Source organism: Streptosporangium sp. NBC_01755 (assembly GCF_035917995.1).
Classification (GTDB): domain Bacteria; phylum Actinomycetota; class Actinomycetes; order Streptosporangiales; family Streptosporangiaceae; genus Streptosporangium.
Genome location: NZ_CP109131.1, coordinates 6,941,416 through 6,958,895 on the forward strand (window position 1 = coordinate 6,941,416; position 17,480 = coordinate 6,958,895).

15 protein-coding genes and 1 pseudogene are annotated in these 17,480 nt (G+C 70.9%); 11 read left to right on the top strand and 5 right to left on the bottom strand.

The features are described 5' to 3' along the window. Positions 1-5: 5 nt before the first annotated feature. A complete protein-coding gene (locus OG884_RS31995) occupies positions 6-1,505 on the bottom strand; it encodes a peptide MFS transporter (protein WP_326639101.1) in 1,500 nt (499 codons plus the stop codon). A gap of 180 nt (positions 1,506-1,685) precedes the next feature. Here OG884_RS31995 and OG884_RS32000 point away from each other — a divergent pair, with 180 nt between their 5' ends. Together OG884_RS32000 and OG884_RS32005 are read left to right on the top strand one after the other, a co-directional pair. Beyond that, the gene (locus tag OG884_RS32000; protein WP_326639103.1) at positions 1,686-3,521 is read left to right on the top strand and encodes an AMP-dependent synthetase/ligase; all 1,836 of its coding nucleotides are present in this window, start codon (positions 1,686-1,688) and stop codon (positions 3,519-3,521) included. 130 nt (positions 3,522-3,651) lie between these two features. After that, complete coding sequence (locus tag OG884_RS32005) at positions 3,652-4,530, top strand: hypothetical protein (protein WP_326639105.1); 879 nt, start codon at positions 3,652-3,654, stop codon at positions 4,528-4,530. Positions 4,531-4,658: 128 nt separating this feature from the next. Here OG884_RS32005 and OG884_RS32010 read toward each other — a convergent pair whose 3' ends face one another. The 3 genes from OG884_RS32010 to OG884_RS32020 are packed head-to-tail and all read right to left on the bottom strand — an operon-like array spanning position 4,659 to position 7,571. Further along, positions 4,659-5,672 carry an NAD(P)/FAD-dependent oxidoreductase gene (locus OG884_RS32010; RefSeq protein WP_326639107.1) on the bottom strand — a complete coding sequence of 338 codons (1,014 nt, stop codon included), beginning with the start codon at positions 5,670-5,672 and terminating at the stop codon, positions 4,659-4,661. Next, complete coding sequence (locus OG884_RS32015; protein WP_326639109.1) at positions 5,669-6,322, bottom strand: isoprenylcysteine carboxyl methyltransferase family protein; 654 nt, start codon at positions 6,320-6,322, stop codon at positions 5,669-5,671. The genes OG884_RS32010 and OG884_RS32015 overlap by 4 nt, the downstream gene beginning before the upstream one ends. 7 nt (positions 6,323-6,329) lie before the next feature. Next, complete coding sequence (locus tag OG884_RS32020) at positions 6,330-7,571, bottom strand: type III polyketide synthase (RefSeq protein ID WP_326639111.1); 1,242 nt, start codon at positions 7,569-7,571, stop codon at positions 6,330-6,332. 196 nt (positions 7,572-7,767) lie between these two features. Here OG884_RS32020 and OG884_RS32025 point away from each other — a divergent pair, with 196 nt between their 5' ends. Further along, complete coding sequence (locus OG884_RS32025; protein WP_326639113.1) at positions 7,768-8,637, top strand: UbiA family prenyltransferase; 870 nt, start codon at positions 7,768-7,770, stop codon at positions 8,635-8,637. A 102-nt stretch (positions 8,638-8,739) separates the two neighbouring features. Here the strand turns inward: OG884_RS32025 and OG884_RS32030 are convergent. Then, positions 8,740-8,853, bottom strand: a pseudogene (locus tag OG884_RS32030) (FAD-dependent monooxygenase); the annotation flags it as partial. On the opposite strand from OG884_RS32030, the gene OG884_RS32035 reads away from it, so the two are divergent. The 8 genes from OG884_RS32035 (at position 8,827) to OG884_RS32070 (ending at position 17,370) form a co-directional block, all read left to right on the top strand. Then, on the top strand, positions 8,827-9,207 hold the full coding sequence (locus tag OG884_RS32035) for a PadR family transcriptional regulator (protein WP_326639115.1): 381 nt from the start codon (positions 8,827-8,829) through the stop codon (positions 9,205-9,207). The pseudogene OG884_RS32030 and the gene OG884_RS32035 sit on opposite strands and share 27 nt — an antisense overlap. A 548-nt stretch (positions 9,208-9,755) precedes the next feature. Then, complete coding sequence (locus OG884_RS32040; RefSeq protein WP_326639117.1) at positions 9,756-11,165, top strand: DegT/DnrJ/EryC1/StrS family aminotransferase; 1,410 nt, start codon at positions 9,756-9,758, stop codon at positions 11,163-11,165. 2 nt (positions 11,166-11,167) lie between these two features. Continuing rightward, positions 11,168-12,337, top strand: coding sequence for an MFS transporter (locus tag OG884_RS32045; RefSeq protein ID WP_326639119.1), 1,170 nt, complete (start codon positions 11,168-11,170; stop codon positions 12,335-12,337). After that, complete coding sequence (locus OG884_RS32050) at positions 12,334-13,344, top strand: sulfotransferase (protein WP_326639121.1); 1,011 nt, start codon at positions 12,334-12,336, stop codon at positions 13,342-13,344. The genes OG884_RS32045 and OG884_RS32050 overlap by 4 nt, the downstream gene beginning before the upstream one ends. Before the next feature lie 42 nt (positions 13,345-13,386). Further along, positions 13,387-14,214, top strand: coding sequence for an SDR family oxidoreductase (locus OG884_RS32055; protein ID WP_326639124.1), 828 nt, complete (start codon positions 13,387-13,389; stop codon positions 14,212-14,214). Positions 14,215-14,251: 37 nt separating this feature from the next. Further along, complete coding sequence (locus OG884_RS32060; RefSeq protein ID WP_326639126.1) at positions 14,252-15,103, top strand: class I SAM-dependent methyltransferase; 852 nt, start codon at positions 14,252-14,254, stop codon at positions 15,101-15,103. A 27-nt stretch (positions 15,104-15,130) separates the two neighbouring features. Further along, the gene (locus OG884_RS32065) at positions 15,131-16,006 is read left to right on the top strand and encodes a family 3 encapsulin nanocompartment shell protein (RefSeq protein WP_326639128.1); all 876 of its coding nucleotides are present in this window, start codon (positions 15,131-15,133) and stop codon (positions 16,004-16,006) included. Between the two features lie 35 nt (positions 16,007-16,041). Beyond that, positions 16,042-17,370: an NAD(P)/FAD-dependent oxidoreductase gene (locus OG884_RS32070; protein ID WP_326639129.1), complete on the top strand. Its 1,329-nt coding sequence runs from the start codon at positions 16,042-16,044 to the stop codon at positions 17,368-17,370. Positions 17,371-17,480: the final 110 nt, after the last annotated feature.

A 17,480-nucleotide genomic window follows, 5' to 3' on the forward strand; every position in this document is an offset into this window, starting at 1 on the left:
TTCCATTAGCGTGGCGGGGTGGTGCTCGGCGCCCGGTGCTCGCGCATCATCGCATGGAGCCTGCCGGCGAACGCGAGCAGCACCAGCGACGCCACGACGGCGATCAGCGCGAGGGTCAGGAAGTACGCGGGCTCCGACATGTGGTTCTTCAGCCGCCCGGTCTGCCCGCCCACGGCGTCGCCCACCGAGATGGAGATGAACCACAGTCCCAGCATCTGACTCTTGAACGCCTCGGGGGCGAGCTTGGTGGTGACCGAGAGCCCGACCGGGCTCAGTGACAGCTCGCCGAAGACCTGGACGAGGTAGACCAGCACCAGCCACCAGACCGAGATCCTCCCGCTCTCGGCCAGCCTGGCGGCCAGAGCCATGATCATGAAGCTCAGGCCGTTGATGAACAGTCCCACCGAGAACTTGTGCGGAGCGGTCACCCGGTTGCCCAGCCTGACCCAGAGCACCGCGAAGACCGGCACGAAGATCATGATGAACAGCGGGTTGAACGACTGCGTGGTGGCCGGGGTGATCCGGATGCCGAACAGCGACAGGTCCGTCTTGTTCTGGGCGAAGAACAACAGCACGGTCGGCGCCAGGTCGTAGATCATCCAGAAGATGGCGGCGGCGATGAACAGCCAGATGTAGGCCTTCATCCGGGAGTGCTCGTCGTCGGTCAGGTTGTGGCTGCCCAGCAGGATGTAGCCGAAGTAGAACACCGGCACGGCCACGATGAACAGCGTCATCAGGAGTGCGAAGGTGTCGAGGCTGAAGGTGCCCGACGCCACCCAGACGGCCAGGCCGCCAACGGTCACGAGCGCGGCGACGGCCACCGCGAGGCCGAAGTGCCTGCGCTCGCGCGGGGTCAGCCGGTGTCCCGGCCTCTCGCCCACGCCCTTCAGGTGCCGCCTGCCCAGCACGTACTGGCCCAGGCCCAGGGCCATGCCGACCGCCGCCGCGCCGAAGCCCAGGTGCCAGCGGTTGCCCGTGGCGAGCCAGCCGACGACGAGGGGGGCGATGAAGGCGCCGATGTTGATGCTCATGTAGAAGATCGAGAACCCCGCGTCCCTGCGCGCGTCGTCGTCTCGCGGGTAGAGCTTGCCGACCATCGTGGAGATGTTCGGTTTCATCAGCCCGGTCCCGGCGATGATGAGCAGCAGCCCGAACGCGACGAAGACGCCGGTCTCGGCGGGGATGGCCATGCTGATGTGGCCGCACATGATGACGGTGGCACCCCACAGCACGGACCTGCGGGCGCCGAGCACCCGGTCGGCGATCCAGCCGCCGGGCAGGGCGACGAGATAGATGAGCGCGCCGTAGATGCCGACGACCGCCTGGGCGGTCTGCTCGCTCAGACCCAGGCCGCCGATGGCGGGGGAGGCCGCCATGAAGGTGGCCAGGATGGCCCGCAGGCCGTACCAGCTGAAGCGCTCCCATATCTCGGTGCCGAACAGCGTCGCCAGGCCGCGTGGGTGCCCGAAGAAGGTCTTCTCGCGGGCTCGTCTCCCCGATGGCATGCGACCCCCAAGACGTCAAACTGTGATCAACCTGTAACTCTACGTAAGCATCATGTTGAGAGGCCAATGGTGGCCGTGCATTGTGACGTTTCTTCTCCCTTTCAGGGGCTTGTCCGGGGGGAACGGCGTGTGGTGCGATGCATGCCACTCGTGCAAGTAAGCACTTTCAGGAGGCTCTGTATGACCGGTGTTCTTGAGGAGCGGGCGGCCATCGAGAGGGAGATCGCGGGCCGTACGGTCTGTGGTCAGCTGAAGGAGGCGGCCGAGGACAACCCCGACGCCCCGGCGTACTCCGACCCGGTCGAGGGGGGCTGGTCCACCCTGACCTACTCCGAGGCCCGGCGACGAGTTCTGGAGATCGCCGCGGGTTTCGCCGCCCTTGGACTGGAGCCCGGCGAGGCGGTCGCGCTCATGATGGTGAACCGCAGCGAGCACGTGCTGGCGGACCTGGGCGCGGTGCACGCCGGCGCGGTGTCGTGCTCGGTCTACTCGACCTTCACCCCCGAGCAGGTGGCCTTCGTCGCCGACGACGTCAAGGCGAGGATCGCGGTGCTCGGTGGACCGGCGGAGCTGGCCAGGTGGGAGCCGATCCTCGACGACCTTCCCGAGCTGCGCAAGGTCATCATGTTGGAGGGCGCCCCGGCCGGTGACCGGTTCGTCTCCTGGGACGACCTCCTGGCCCTCGGCCGTGATCGGCTCGCCGCCGATCCCGCCGCCGTCGACGCCCGCTGGCAGGCGGTGACCGCCGACGACGTTCTCACGGTCCTGTACACCTCAGGCACCACCGGCAACCCCAAGGGCGTGCCGCTGACCCACTCCAACGTGTGCTTCGAGGTCGTGGCCACCAACAGGATGGCCAACCTGCCCGTCAAGGGCACCCAGATCTCCTACCTCACCTACGCGCACATCGCCGAGCGGGTGCTCAGCCTCTACCTGCCGCTCTTCAAGCTCTCCCACACCCACTTCTGCACGGACCTCGCACAGCTCGGCGCCACCCTCGGCCAGGTCAAGCCGGTGCTGTTCTTCGGCGTCCCGCGGGTGTGGGAGAAGATGATGGCCCGCCTGCAGGCACTGCTGGCCACCCAGCCCGAGGAACAGCAGGAGGGCGTGCGCAAGGCCATGGCCGCCGGTCTCGCCTACATCGAGGCCAACCAGCACGGGCGTACCCCCTCGCCCGAGGTCCTGGCCGCCTACGAGCAGGCCGACGCGGCACTGCTGTCGATCATCCGGTCGATGATCGGCTTCGACAACGCGGGCTGGCTCGCCACCGCGGCCGCGCCCATGCCGCTGGAGGTCCAGCGCTTCTTCGCCGGTCTCGGCCTGCGGGTCCTGGACGTGTACGGGATGACCGAGACGACCGGCGCGTTCACCGCCAACGCCCCCGACAGCTTCAAGCTCGGCACGGTCGGCCAGGCGGGTCCCGGCGTCGAGGTCCGCATCGCCGAGGACGGCGAGATCATCACCCGCAGCCCGGCCAACACCTGCGGCTACCTGGGACGGCCGGAGGCCAGCGCCGAACTGCTCGACGCCGACGGCTGGCTGCACACCGGTGACGTGGGCTCCATCGACGCCGACGGCTTCGTCAGCATCCTCGACCGTAAGAAGGAGCTCATCATCACCGCGGGAGGCGAGAACATCTCCCCGGCCAACATCGAGAACCACCTCAAGGAGCACCCGCTCATCGGTCAGGCCCTCGCCTACGGCGACCGCAGGCCCTACCCGGTGGCGATTCTCACCCTCGACGGCGAGGTGGCACCCGGCTGGGCGCAGGCCAACGGCATCACCTTCACCACCCTGGCGGACCTCGCCGAGCACCCCGACGTCCTCAAGGCCGTCGAGGGTGCCATCGCCGTCGCCAACGAGAAACTGGCCCGTGTCCAGCAGGTCAAGCGCTGGCGCCTGCTACCGGTGGAATGGACCGCCGAGACCGCGGAGCTCACCCCGAGCCTGAAGCTCAAGCGCCGCATCATCCACGCCAGGTACGCCGAGATCATCGACGGCATGTACGAGGACTGACCGCGGCCCGCCGGCGCCGGATTCCGACCTCGGTCTCCGGCACCGGCCCCCGGCGGCCGGGCGCCGCTTTGCCCAACGGGGCGTGTGTCCTCTACCTGCCTGTTACCGGTGGACTCCTAGCCTCCTGATCATGACGTTGAGAGTCCTTCTCGCATCCCTGGCGGCGGGGACCGTGGTCCTGCCGGTACCGGCAGGAGCTCCGGCGGCCGCCGCCGAGGACCTGACGATCCGCTCGGTGACCCTGCGTCCGGCGAATCCCGTGGTCGGACCCGCCGACGCCGTACGCATGGTGATAGAGGTGGTGGCCCGAGGCGTCACCGGCCCCGAGGGGGTGACGATCAAGGTCGAACCGGGTGCGACCCCCGCTTCGAAGGGAACCTCCTTCCCCGTCACCGCGTCCCGCCCGGGCGGCCGTCCGGACAGGGGGCCCGCTCCGGCCACCCGGCCGGGTCCCGGCCCCGCCCTCGCGCCCGGCCCCGTACCCGGCCCGACCGTGTCCGCCCGCCTCGCCTCGGGCGCGGTGGGCAGGACGGAGGGAACGGCCCCGTTCCGCCCGGGGGAGGGGTGGGAGACCTGGCGGTTCGCGCCGGAGAAGAGCCTGAGCCGCTGGTATCCGGCGGGACCCTGGACCGTCTCCGTGACCGCCAGGGGCGCGGACGGTGCCGAGGTCACCGGGCACAGGGGCTTCCTCCTGAAGCGCCTGACCAGGTTCGGTGGAGTCCAGGCGGTCAGGGGAGGCTCGGGGGTGCGCGTGACGGGCGCGCTGAACCGGGTCGACCCGCAGGGACACCTCGACTACGCCCCCTTCCCCGGCCAGCCCGTCGAGATCATGCACAGGGCCGGTAAGGACGCCGGCTGGACGAAGGTGGCAGATGCCACGACCGACGCCCACGGACGCTTCACCAGGGCGGTCGCGGGGCGTACGGGCGGTGAGTGGCGGCTCAGGTTCCAGGGCACGACGCACTACGCCCCCAGGCTGGGGGTCGTCCACAAGGTCTCGCCACGCTGACGCGAGGTCGCCCACCGGCCCAGGGCGCCGAGGGTGGTGCAAGCCGCCCCGACGACCGCGCGTTCGCGACCTCCGTCCGGGAAAGGTCTCCGTCCGGGAAGGCAGCACCGGGGAGCCAGGTCGCCGGGTCAGGCCAGGGCATGGACCGCCGCGCCGAACAGGGCGGGCATCCGCCGGGCGGCCGGGACGATCAGCCGCCCGGCTGCCCGGTAACGGCGGCTGCCCACCAGCGCCCCGGTGAGCAGCCGGTGCCGTCGCGACAGCCGCAGCCAGGCGGCCTCGTACGCCTCGGGGGCGCCGGCCCTCAGGCAGTCGACCAGCAGCCGCGCGGACGTCAGCGCGAGCGACACCCCCTCCCCGGTGAGCGCGTCGACGTAGCCGGCCGCGTCGCCGACCAGCAGCACTCGACCCGCCACCCGGGCGCGGACCCGCTGGCGCAGTGGCCCCGCCCCGCGCACCGGGGTCGCAGCCGGTCCCTCCAGCCGCTCCAGGAGTGCGGGGAAGTCCGCCAGGTGCTCGGGATAGCCGCGCCGTCGCGAGCTCAGCACGGCGACGCCCACCAGGTTCTCGCCCACCGGCGTCACGTACGCCTCTCCGTCCGCCGCCCAGTGGACCTCGACGAAGTCCGTCCACGGTGCGACCGGGTAGTGCCGTCGAAGCCCGTACCTACGCGGCCCGCGGCAGGGCAGTTCCAACCCGAGCAGGGTGCGCAGCGGGGAGTGCAGGCCGTCCGCGGCCACCAGCCAGCGGGCTCGCATCCCCGCCGCCTCGATGAGACGGCAGTCCTGCCGCACGCCGTCCACCTTGCCGGGGACGATCTCCACGCCCAGCTCCCGCGCCCGCCTGGACAGCGCGGTGTGCAGCGCGGTCCGTCGTATGCCCAGGCCGGATCCGTCGCGGAACGCCGCCTGTGCCTCGTGGCGGCCGTCCAGATAGCGGATGCCGCGCAGCGGCCTGCCCTCGACCCGTACCCCCAGCGACCGCAGGGCCGCGACCCCGGTGGGCATCAGCCCCTCGCCGCACGCCTTGTCCACCGGTACGGCCCTGGGCTCGACGACGACGGCCTCCATCCCGGCCAGGGCGGCGTGGATGGCCGTGGCCAGCCCGGCCGGTCCCCCGCCCGCGATCAGGACGTCGATCACGCCGGCGCCCGCCCGGCGGAGGGCGGTGCGTCGGCCACCGGCGTGACGGTCGGCGACGCGTTGTCCGACGCCGGGTGAGCCGGGGTCACGGTGGCCGCCGGCGCGCCGGCCGAAGGCGCCGTGACGAGCGAGGCCAGTGCGTCCTCCTCGCAGTGGATCCGCACCGTCATCAGCGCGGCGTTGAGCACCGTGAACGCCAGCGCGGTGACCCACGCGCCGTACACCAGCGGCAACGCCGCCCCCTCGACGGCCACCGCCACGTAGTTGGGGTGGCGGAGCAGGCGCAGCCGGTAGGGCCCCCGCTCCACCAGCGGCAGGCCCGGCACCACAATCACCTGAGTGTTCCACTGCGGGCCCAGCGAGACCACGCACCACCAGCGCAGCCCCTGCGCGGCGACCACCAGGGCGAGCATCGGCCAGCCGAGCGCGGGCTCGAAGGGCCGGTCGGCCAGGCCCGCCTCCAGCAGGCACCCGGCCAGCAACCCGGTGTGCAGGGCGACCATCCACGGGTAGTGGCCCCGCCCGTACGTCACCCCGCCGCGCGCCGTGCTCCAGCGCGCGTTGCGGCGGGCGACGACCAGTTCGGCGACGCGCTCAAGGCCGACGAGCAGCAGAAGCAGCAGGTACCAGGACGACAGATGCCAGGACATCGGGCTCCTACCAGCGCAGCAGTACGAGTTCGGAACAGAAGCCCGGCCCCATCGCCAGCAGAAGTCCCGGCGTGCCCGGCGGTGGTGGCCGCAGGGCGAGCGTGTCCCGCAGGACGTGCAGGACCGAGGAGGAGGAAAGGTTTCCGATCGCGGCGAGCGAGCGCCAGGTGAGGTCCAGCGCGTCCTCGGGAAGCCGCAGCGTCTCCGCCACCGCCTCCAGGACCTTCGGGCCGCCCGGGTGGCAGACCCACGCCGTCACGTCCTCGCTGCTCAGGTCGTGGTCGGCGAGGAAGTCGTGCACGTCGTCGGCCAGATGAGTGCGCACCACCTCGGGGACACTCGCGTCGAGCACCACACGGAAGCCGGTGTCGCCGACGTGCCAGCCCATCACGTGCTCGGAGCCGGGATACAGACGGCTGCGCGAGGCCACCACCGCCGGAGCCGCCGGTTCGCAGAGCCGGTGGTGCGTCGCGGGCGCGCCGGTCGAGGGAGAGGAGCCTGCGGGGCCCGCGGGCCAGGGGGTCGCGGGAGCGCCTGCCGCCGGAGAGGACCCCGCGGGTCCTGCGGGCCGCGTCGTCGCGGACGCGCCACTCGCCCCACCGGGCCGGGCGGTCGCGGGCGAGCCGGTACGCCGGGGGCGCCACTCGTCACCGCGGGCCACCACGGCCGTCGCCCCGTCCCCGAACAGGGCGCTCGCCACCATGTTGGCGATGGAGGTGTCACCGCGCTGCAGGGTGAGGGAGCACAGCTCGACCGAGAGCAGCACCGCCAGCTGCTCGGGCCAGCCGTGCAGGTAGTCGTGGAGGCGGGCGATCCCGGCCGCCCCCGCGACGCAGCCCAGACCGAAGATCGGTATTCGCTTGACGTCCTGGCGCAGCCCGAGCCGTCCGGCCACCCTGGCGTCCACCGAGGGCGTCGCGACGCCGGTCACCGAGGTGAAGAGGATCATGTCCACGTCCTCGGGGAGGACTCCGGCCTCCTCCAGCGCGCCGCCCAGTGCCTCGGTGCCCAGCTCCACCGCCATCTCCACGAAGGTGTCGTTGGCCGCCCCGAAACCGTCCAGCTTGGCGTACTGCTCGAGCGGTAGCGTCAGGTGTCGTGACTCCACCCGCGCGGAGGCGTGCAGCCGGTCGAGCAGCCGGCGGTTGGCGCCCTCGGGCAGGCACGCCCGTGCGAACGCCTCGGTGATCTCTGCCTGGGAGTGCCGGTTCGGCGGGAGCGCGCCGCGGACAGCGATGATTCGCGTCATAGGACAGACCCCCGGCTCGCGAACAGCGGACACCTGCCTTTTGCCCAGCTGGGTCTGTGGCATGCGTTGCAACAGCCTTGGTATTCACTTCTCGGGGCAACTCACCTCGTAACGCTGTCTGTTTCTTGTAGTGGTGTCCGCTTTTTTGAGATGTTCGGTACCTGCTTTCCCAGGCGCCTCGGCCTACGATCGATCAGTGACGACGAGCCGGCCGACGTGCCCGGGGACAGGGCCGGTGCTCAGGGCCGCGCGGGGGTTGCCGCTGGCCTGCCACCCCGGGCCGAGCGCGGCGGTCACCGTCCTGGTGACCGCGCTGGCCGCGCTGAGCGGGCGCGACGCGGCCGGGTGCGTCCTGGTGGCCGCTGCGGTGCTGACCGGGCAGCTCTCGATCGGCTGGTGCAACGACGCGGTGGACGCGGCGCGGGACGCCGCCGCGGGCCGCACCGGCAAGCCCGTCGCCGGTGGCGCGGTGAACGTCCGCACGGTGTGGGGCGCCGCGATCACGGCGCTGGCGCTCTGCGTGCCGCTCTCCCTGGCCTCGGGGCCGGCGGCAGGTGCGGTCCACCTCGTCGGCGTCGCCGCGGCCTGGGCCTACGACCTCGGACTCAAGGCGACCGCGCTCTCCTGGCTGCCGTACGTGGTGGGCTTCGGCTCGCTTCCCGGGTTCGTGACCCTGGGCCTGCCGGGACATCCGTGGCCCGCCTGGTGGGCGGTCCTGGCCGCGGCGCTGCTCGGCTGCGGGGCGCACCTGGCCAACGTGCTTCCCGACGTCCCCGCGGACCTCGCCGGTGGGGTCCGGGGCTGGCCGCAGCGGCTCGGTGTCGCCCGCGTCCGCGTCCTGATCCCGCTGCCGCTGCTGGCCGCGACCGCCCTGCTCGTCTTCGGCCCCACGGGGTCGCCGGGCGCGGAGGGGTGGGCGGCACTGGCGGTGGCCGGGGCCTTCACCGCCTGCGGGGTGGCGCTGGGCCGAAACTCGCCGCGCGTTCCCTTCGCCGTGGCGGTCGCCGTCGCCGCGGTCGCCGTCGTCCTGCTCCTCGCCCGCGGCACCGCCATCACCGCGTCCTGACCCTGCCGGTCGCCTGCCGCTCCCGTTGCGTCTGCCCTGCTCCACGATCCGTTCCACCCGCTCTCGCCGCACTGCCTCGAAGGCGGCGAACGCGTCGCGGGTGCCGGGGATGTCGCGCAGGCATTCGGCCAGCACCACCGCGTCCTCGATCGCCATGGACGCTCCCTGGCCCGACGAGGGTGAGGTCGCGTGCGCGGCGTCGCACAGGATCACCATGCGCTCGTTGAACCACTTCGGCACGGTCGGGAAGTCGTAGGTGTTCCAAAGGAGCGGCGCAAGGACGACGTCGTCAACGTCGCGCAGCGCAACAGCGTCTACCAGACCATCGACCGGCTGCTCCGCGACGGGCTCATCGCGGTCCGCGAGACCTCGCGCGAGGAGAACCGGCCCGAGCGGACCGTCTACCAGCCCACCGACGCGGGCCGTGACACGCTGCGGCAGTGGATGCGGACGATGCTCTCCGCGCGGGCCCGCGAGTTCCCGGAGTTTCCCGCCGCGCTCGCCTTCATGCCCGTGCTACCACCCGATGAGGGAGGGGTGACCGCGTCGCCCGGAAAGCCTTTCGGATGAGCGGTGGATATTGATTCGGTTGCACGGAAAGTGCTGCGGCATCATTTCCGCCGCCCGGAAAGTTTTTTCCCAAACATTGGTAAGGTGTCGGCCGAAATCGGGGTGTCGAGCGTCGGCCGGGAGTGGAAATGGGAAACACCTCCGGTCGGCGGTGACATTCATTCCTGATTTTCGAGTTTTATTATAGGTTTTGTGGGTTTTTCTGCCCCAAGGTCAATTCGTCATTATCGGTCTCATGGCATTTCCCCCATTGACACCCTCCGGACATTTAGGGAACATTCAAAAGATTTTCCTTGGCCGACAATGTGATCAATAAGCCACTCGGACTCGCCGGACGGACCCTCGGAAGAATCGGCTCCCGTAGTTTCCCGGACGACCACCAGCGCAGTTTCCGGTTCGCTCCAGCCCTGCGGCCGCAGCGGGGGAGCGACGGACAAGTTCACCGCCGCCACCTTCGACGCCACCACCACCGCGCCGGCGGTGGTTATCACGCCTGCCCGGAAAACATCGACGAGAAAACCAGCCAGCCAGTAACAAGGAGCTCGACGGTGAACAGAAATAAGGAGGGTCCGGCGCCGGTACGGCCGTTGCCGGAGACCGGACGGAGCGAGGACCCGCGGCTCGCCGTGAACGGCGGCGACCCCGTCCGGCGCACGCCCTGGCCGACCTACGACAAGGGCGCCGTCTTCGTCCATTCCGAGGACGAGGAAGCGGCGTTACGCGCCATCCGCAGCCATCTCTACTTCCGCTACGACTACCGATCCCAGCAGGACACCGAGTGCGGCAAGTTCGAGGAGGAACTGTGCCGCTACTTCGGCAGCAAACACGCGCTGGCCGTGTCCAGCGGCACCACCGCGCTCGCGCTCGCCATCATGGCGGCGGGGATCCCGCCGGGCTCGCTGATCGCCTGTCCCGGCTTCACCTTCGTGGCCACCCCCAGCGCCATCGTGCTCGCCGGATGCACGCCCGTCCTGGTGGAGGTGGACGAGAACCTCCACATGGACGTCGACGATCTCCGTCGCCGCTGGACACCCGAGATCAAGGGAATCCTGGTGGTCCACATGCGCGGTTTCGCCGCCGACATGGAGGCGGTGACGCGCTTCGCCGCCGACATGGGCGTGCCGGTGTTCGAGGACGCGGTCCCGGCCCTCGGCGCGGAACTGAAAGGCAGAAAACTCGGTACCTTCGGCCTCGCGGGCGCCTTCAGCACCCAGTCCGACAAGTCGCTCAACTGCGGCGAGGGCGGCTTCCTGGCCACCGACGACAGCGTGCTCTTCGCCCGCGCCGTCGTGCTCTCCGGCGCGTACGAGGGACGCTTCCGGCGGCACTTCCCGGACGGCGAGCCACCGATCGCCACCGATCTCGACCTGCCGCTGTTCAGCTTCCGCATGGACGAGATCCGCGCGGCCCTGCTGCGCGCCGAGATGACCCGGCTGCCGATGCGCCTGGAACGCTTCCGCGGCAACTACGCCTACGTGGCCTCGGCCCTTTCCGACCTCCCCCAGATCGCGATCCGCCAGCCCGTGGACCCCGGCGCCTATCTGGGCGAGGCGTTCATCTTCCGCGTTCCCGGCGTGGACGCGAAATGGTTCGCCCGCGCGCTCTGCTGCGAGGGCATCGACGCGCGCAACCTCGGCTCCGACGAGGACACCAACGTGCGGGTCTTCTGGAACTGGCGATTCGTGTTCGGCACCAGGGGCGTCGAGGAGATCAAGGCGTTGCTGCCGAACACCACGCGATACCTGGAACAGGCGGTCGACATCCCGCTGTCCTCCAACCTCTCGGCGCAGGACTGCGACCACCTGATCAGGGCGGTCCGCAAGGTGGCGGCGGCCGTCGCGCCGGATCGCCACCCGCGACCCCCCCTGGTCGACGGGTACGCCTCCGTCGACCAGGGTTCCGCCCGGCCGGCGGATCCGGTCACCGGACTGGCCGGCACCGCGCCCGTCGGGCAGTAGCGATGGAAGCCCCCACGGAGAAGAGCGCGATGCCGCGTCTCGCCCTCGCCGGGGTCTTCGGCGGACTCTTCTGCGGTTACCTGGGCCTCACCGCGGCGATCCCGGTGCTGCCGGGCTTCGTCAGGGAGAGCTTCGGCGCCGGCGATTTCGCCGTCGGGCTGGTGGTCATGGCGACGGCGCTCACGGCCCTGCTGGTGCGGCCCGTCTCCGGCCACCTGGCCGACCGGTACGGCCATCGCCTCGTCATGTGGGCGGGCGCGCTGATCATCGCCGTCGGCGGGCTGCTCTACTTTCTGCCGCTCGGCCTGAGCGGCCTGGTCGCCGTCCGCCTGCTGGCCGGCGTCGGCGAGGCGTCGCTCTTCACCGCGGGCGCCGTCTGGGTCGTCTCGCTCGCGCCGCACGACCGCCGCGGACAGCTGATCGGGCTCTACGGCGTCAGCATGTGGGGCGGGATCTCGGTGGGGACCTTCCTCGGCGCGCTGCTGCTGAACTTCGGTTACGGCGCGGTGTGGGGCTTCAGTGCCGCCGCCGCGCTGGTCGCCCTCCTGCTGATCGGCGCGGTTCCCGCCCCCGCACGCGCGGGGCGGCCGGGCGAGGTGCGGCAGAGCGGCGGGCACACCCTGCTGCCACGCCCGGTGCTGCTGCCGGGGCTGGCCCTCGGGCTCGCCGCCGCGGGGTACGCGGGCCTCGCCGCCTTCGTCGTGCTGCACCTCCAGGCCCGCGGCGTCCAGTCGGGCGTCGTGGTGCTCAGCGGCTTCAGCGCCGTCTACGCCGGCACCAGGTTGTTCATCGGCCACCTACCGGACCGGCTCGGGCCGCGCAGGGTCGCCGTCTGGTCCGGCATCGGCGAGGCCACCGGCCTCGCGATCATCGCCCTGGCGCCGAACCTGCCCGTCGCCGTGTTCGGCAGCCTGGTCATGGGGGCCGGGTTCTCGCTGCTGCACCCGTCGCTCGCCCTGATGGTGATGGACCGCACCGACCCGTCGAGGCAGGGGGCCGCGATCGGTGCCTACACCTCCTTCTGGGATCTGGGCCTGGCCGTCTGGGGGCCGCTGATCGGAGTGGTCGCCGCCGGTTTCGGCTACCCCGCGGTGTTCGTCGTCGGCGCCGTCTGCGCGATGTCGGCCGTGGCCGTGGCGCTCTGTGTCCGCAGCCCGGCGGCCGTGAGTTGAGTCAGGAGTACGTCATCAACGGATCCAACCTCTCGAAGACACCTCTCAAGATCCTCTGTATCACCGGATGGTGCCGCAACGGCAGCACCATCATCGGCAACATCCTCAACGAGGTCCAGGAGGTCTTCCACGTCGGGGAACTGCACTTCCTGTGGAAGAACGCGGCGGGCAGGGGAGCGAACAGCTCGTGCGGCTGCGGCAGGCCGCTGACCGAATGCCACATCTGGTCGAGGATCCTCCCGCTCGGCCGGCCGGCCGGGGTCTCCGCGCAGGCCCACGCGGACGCCGTCATCCGCCGCCAGCTGGCCTGCGTACGGACGAGGCACACCTGGCGCGTGCTCGACCGGGGGCTGCACTCCGAGGAGATCCGCGAGCACGCCGCCCTGATGACGCGGACCTACCACGCCGTCGCCGAGCTGACCGGCGCCCGGGTCCTGGTGGACACCACCAAGATCCCCGGTGAGGCGGCCCTGCTGCCGCACCTCGACGGGGTGACGCCGTACTACGTCCATCTCGTACGCGACCCCAGGGCGGTCGCCCAGTCGTGGAGCCGGGAGAAGCAGTACTGCTACGTCATGTCGTCCAGGAAGAGCACGGCCTACTGGCACGGTTTCAACGTGGCCTCGCAGGCGATCGTCCGCCGTCATCGGGACCGATCGATGTTCCTGCGCTATGAGGAGTTCATCGCCGACCCGGCGAGAACGATCGACGCGCTGCTGCGGCTCTGCGGCGAGGACTCGGCCGCCAACCCGATGCGGGGCCAGACGATCGAGCTTCGTACCAACCACACGGTCACCGGCAATCCCGATCGCTTCCACACCGGCACCACCATCATCCGGGACCGGGACGACTCCTGGCGAACCGATCTGCCGCTGCCCGCCAGGCTGGCCGCGGCGACGCTGTCATGGCCGCTGTTCCGGCGTTATGGCTACCGCTATGGCGGCACGCCTCCCACCGGTTCACGGCGGGCCGGCACCGCGCCGCCGCGGGCGACCGGGGAGCGCTAGGAGCCGGATGTCGAACAGCCCGTACGGCAAGGAGGAGGGCGTTTGGAACTGGGGCTTGAGAACAAGGTCGCGCTCGTCGCCGGCGGATCCAGCGGCCTCGGCCTCGCCGCCGCCATGGAGCTGGCCAGGGAGGGCGCGCATGTCGCGATCGGCGCACGCGACCGCGACCGGCTCGCGGAGGCCGAACGCGGCCTCAAGGAGGTGGCGCGCGGCCGGGTCCACGCCACGAGCGTCGACGTCACGGACGGGGAGGCGGCGCGCCGCTGGGTCGACGAGGTCGCCGCCGACTTCGGCGTCCTGCACATCGTGCTCGTCAGCGGCGGCAGCCCGCCGATCGGCACCGCCTCGCAGTTCGAGCAGGCCGAGTACCAGGCGGCCATCGACAAGGTGCTCTCCCCGGCGCTGACCCTGGCTCTCGCGGCGCTGCCGCACCTGAAGGCCGCCCGGTGGGGCCGGTTGCTCTTCGTGGCCTCGGAGACGGCAAGCGTCCCCATAGCCCAGCTGGCGCTCTCCGGGGTGACCCGCGCCGCCATCGTGCGCTTCGCCCAGTCCCTGGCCTCCGAAGTCGGCCGCGACGGCATCACCGTCAATGTGCTGGCACCCGGCACGACCCGTACCCCGCCGGTGGAGCGGGCGGCGGCGAAGCTGGCCGAGGACGGCGACGCCGAAGCCCGGCTGCGTGCCATGGGCCGGCACAACGCCCTGGGTCGCGTCGGGGACCCGGCCGAGTTCGCCGCCGTCGCGGCCTTCCTCGCCGGAGAGCGGGCCTCGTTCGTCACCGGCGCGCTCCACCTGATCGACGGCGGCGCCAGCGTGGTGGGGCCGGAACCGGCGCACCTCACATCCGCGCGCAAGGACACCTACACATGACGACCCAGGCCAGCTCCGCCGAAGGAAGGACCCCGTGATGTCAACGACCGGCCACACCTACACCGAGAGGGACGTCGGCGACTTCTTCGACCAGACCCTCCAGACCTACCTGAGCTTCTGGGACGGTGACGGAGTCCTGCACACCGGCTACTTCGCGGACGCCGCCGACGACGACTACCGGGCCGCCGCCGAGCGGACGTCCGACATCCTGGCGGCGGACGCCGGAATCGACGGTTCGTCGTTCGTGCTCGACGTCGGCTGCGGCTGCGGCAACTTCCCGATCCACCTCGCCAGGCGGTTCGGCTGCCGCTGCGGGGGACTCGACCTGAGCGCCGAGCGCGTCAGGTTCGCACGGGAGGCCCTGACCGCCGAGAACGGGCTCGACATCGAGTTCCGCCAGGGCTCGGTCACCCGGATGCCGTACGAGACCGGCACCTTCAGCCATGTCGTCAGCCAGGACGCGCTCTGCCTCGTGCCGGACAAGCCGCGCAGTCACCTCGAAATCCATCGCGTCCTGCGGCCCGGGGGCATCTTCGCCTTCTCCGACTTCCTCCAGCCCAAGAAGGAGATCGGCGAGCGCGCCCGCAAGCACGTCTACGACCGGGTGAGGTGGAACGGCGGCTACTCCTTCGTCGGCTACCAGGCCGCCCTGGAAGAGGCCGGGTTCGAGATCCTCCTCGCCCGCAACCTGGAGAGCCACATCCGGCAGACCTACCGCGTGCTGGGCAGGACCGCCCGCGAGCGGGCCGAGGCGACGCCGGACGCCTCGGCCCGCGACTGGATGCTGGCCTTCTCCGAGTCCTGCGCGGAGATCCAGATCGCCATCGACGACGGCGAGTTCGGCTGGGGGATGTTCGTCACCCGCAAGCCCGGCAACGCCACGCCCTAGTGCCGGACCACCAGTAGCGAGGAAGCCATGCAGCGCACAGAAGGCATGAAGTCGACGATGGCGGAAGTCGTCGCCGAGCGGAAGAGGCAGATGTCGCCGGGCCGGCTGTTCGTCGAGGCCTGTGCCGCCAAGGGACTCGAAGCCTCCGTCGAGTACGACGTGACGATCACCGACTCGCTGACGAGTTCGCGGCGCAAGCCGCGCTACCCGGCGCGCAACATGCTCAAGGTCGTCGACCTCTCCAGGGACCCCCGGCGGTTCTACTGGCACGAGAGCCCGCCCCTTCCCGGCGACCCCCAGGTCACCGAGGCCGACCTGAGGCGCGAGGCGGCCAACCGCTTCCACCGGTCGCCGATCCCCGAGCTCTACCCCACCACCGCGTGGGTGCAGGTCCCGCCGGACCTGTGGGAGGACCCCGAGACCTTCGAGTCGTTCGTCAACTACCGGCTGATCGTCCGTCTCGGCACGGCCGAGAACCACACGATCATCCGAGGCAGGGGCGGGCTGCTGAACATCCCGGGGGTCATCCGGATGACCTCGAAGGGGCCGTTCGGCTCGACGATCCTCGCGGCGTGCAACGAGGCGGAGCAGATGGGAGGCACCGCCGACGGCCTCATCATCAATCCCGCCGACTACTACAGGTTCATGGGGCAGGGCCGCCTGATGGACGACCTGGAGCAGAACGGCGTCTTCATCGTGCGGACGCGCCTGGTCGATCCGGGAACCGCCATCGTCGGCGACTTCGGGCACGGCGCCCAGCTGTTCGACGCGGGACGCTCGGTGATCCGCTTCGCCGAGCCGCCGCCGGGGACCTTCGCCGAGCCCGGCATCGCGCTCATGGCCGAGATCTACGAGCGGGTCGTGATCAACCTGCTGACCAACTTCTTCATCGTGACCCTGTAGCCGCGCCCCCGTGATCGCGCCGTAAAGGACAGCAGATGCCGACGATGCCCTCCCCGAACCCGGCCCCCCTCCGGTACGACCCTGACGTCCTCGTCATCGGCGGCGGCGTCGTCGGCCTGTTCTGCGCCTACTACCTGCGCCGCGCTGGCAACAGCGTGACCGTCGTGGAACGCGGGCCGGTCGGCGGCCTCCAGTCCTGTTCGTATGGGAACACCGGCTTCGTCGGCACGCAGGGCGCGCTTCCCCTCGCCGAGCCCGGCGTGATGGCCCAGGGACTGCGCTGGCTGCTGAACCCGGAAAGTCCCTTCTACATCAGACCGCGCCCGGACCCCGAGCTGTTGTCGTGGCTCTGGCACTTTCGCCGTGCCTGTAACGAGCGCGACGCGAAGGCCGGTTTCCAGGTACTGGTCGACATGAAGAAGCGGAGCCTCGAGATCCTCCGCGAGCTCTGCACCTCGGACGGCCTCGCCTCCACCTTCACAGCCCAGGGCATGCTGCTCGTGTACCGGACACGGCAGGGATTCGAGAAGGCCTGCCGGACGGTGCCGGGAACGGTCGCGAGCGGCGTGCCGCTGCGCGTCCTCGGCCCGGGGGAACTGCGCGCGCTCGAACCGGACGCCGAGTTCGACATCCACGGTGCCCTGTACAACGAGGAGGGCGCCTACCTGCGTGTCCCCGACTTCGTCAGCGAACTCGCCCGGACGCTCGGCGACATGGGCGTGGAGATCCACGAGCACGCCGAGGTCGTCGGTTTCGAGGTCGCGGGAGCCGAGGTCAAGCGGGTCAGGACGGTCCACGGGGACTTCAGCCCTCGCGAGACGGTCATCGCCGCCGGGACCTGGTCGGCGGAATGCGCCCGCGAGCTGGACATCGGGCTCAAGCTCCAGCCCGCCAAGGGCTACTCCGTCACGGTCAAGGCACCGGGCAACGCGCCCCGGCTGCCGGTGCTGCTGGGCGAGGGGAAGGTCGCGCTCGTACCGCTCGGCGACCGTCTCCGCTTCGGCGGAACCCTGGAGCTGTCAGGCATGGACACCGCGATCTCCCGCCGCCGGGTGGACGGCATCCTGCGAACCGTCCAGGTGTACCTCCCGAAGATGGAGAGCACCGAGACCCTCGAAACCTGGAGCGGGTTTCGTCCCTGCAGCCCGGACGGCCTCCCCTTCCTGGGGCGTGCCGCCCCCTACCGCAACCTCTCCGTCGCGTGCGGTCACGGCCACATCGGCATGGGCCTCGCACCGGTCAGCGGCAGGCTGATCGCCCAGCTCGTCGCCGGAGAACGACCCGAGATGGACCTCACCCCGCTGCGCCCCGGCCGCTACGGTGGCGGGCCCCCTCGCCGCCTCCGCCCGCGTCCCGGGCGATGAGAGGTGCCCCCGGCCTTCGCACCGGGGCGCGTCCCGCCCCCCGCCCCCCGCCCCCCGCCCCCGCCTCCGGCGAAGGGACACCGGACCTCGCGCCGGGACCGGCACGGGTC

Coding starts and splice junctions, on each gene's coding strand:
- OG884_RS32060 (WP_326639126.1), top strand. CDS start 14,252: ATGTCAACGACCGGCCACACCTACACCGAGAGGGACGTCGGCGACTTC.
- OG884_RS32000 (WP_326639103.1), top strand. CDS start 1,686: ATGACCGGTGTTCTTGAGGAGCGGGCGGCCATCGAGAGGGAGATCGCG.
- OG884_RS32005 (WP_326639105.1), top strand. CDS start 3,652: ATGACGTTGAGAGTCCTTCTCGCATCCCTGGCGGCGGGGACCGTGGTC.
- OG884_RS32020 (WP_326639111.1), bottom strand. CDS start 7,571: ATGACGCGAATCATCGCTGTCCGCGGCGCGCTCCCGCCGAACCGGCAC.
- OG884_RS32065 (WP_326639128.1), top strand. CDS start 15,131: ATGCAGCGCACAGAAGGCATGAAGTCGACGATGGCGGAAGTCGTCGCC.
- OG884_RS32070 (WP_326639129.1), top strand. CDS start 16,042: ATGCCGACGATGCCCTCCCCGAACCCGGCCCCCCTCCGGTACGACCCT.
- OG884_RS31995 (WP_326639101.1), bottom strand. CDS start 1,505: ATGCCATCGGGGAGACGAGCCCGCGAGAAGACCTTCTTCGGGCACCCA.
- OG884_RS32045 (WP_326639119.1), top strand. CDS start 11,168: ATGGAAGCCCCCACGGAGAAGAGCGCGATGCCGCGTCTCGCCCTCGCC.
- OG884_RS32015 (WP_326639109.1), bottom strand. CDS start 6,322: ATGTCCTGGCATCTGTCGTCCTGGTACCTGCTGCTTCTGCTGCTCGTC.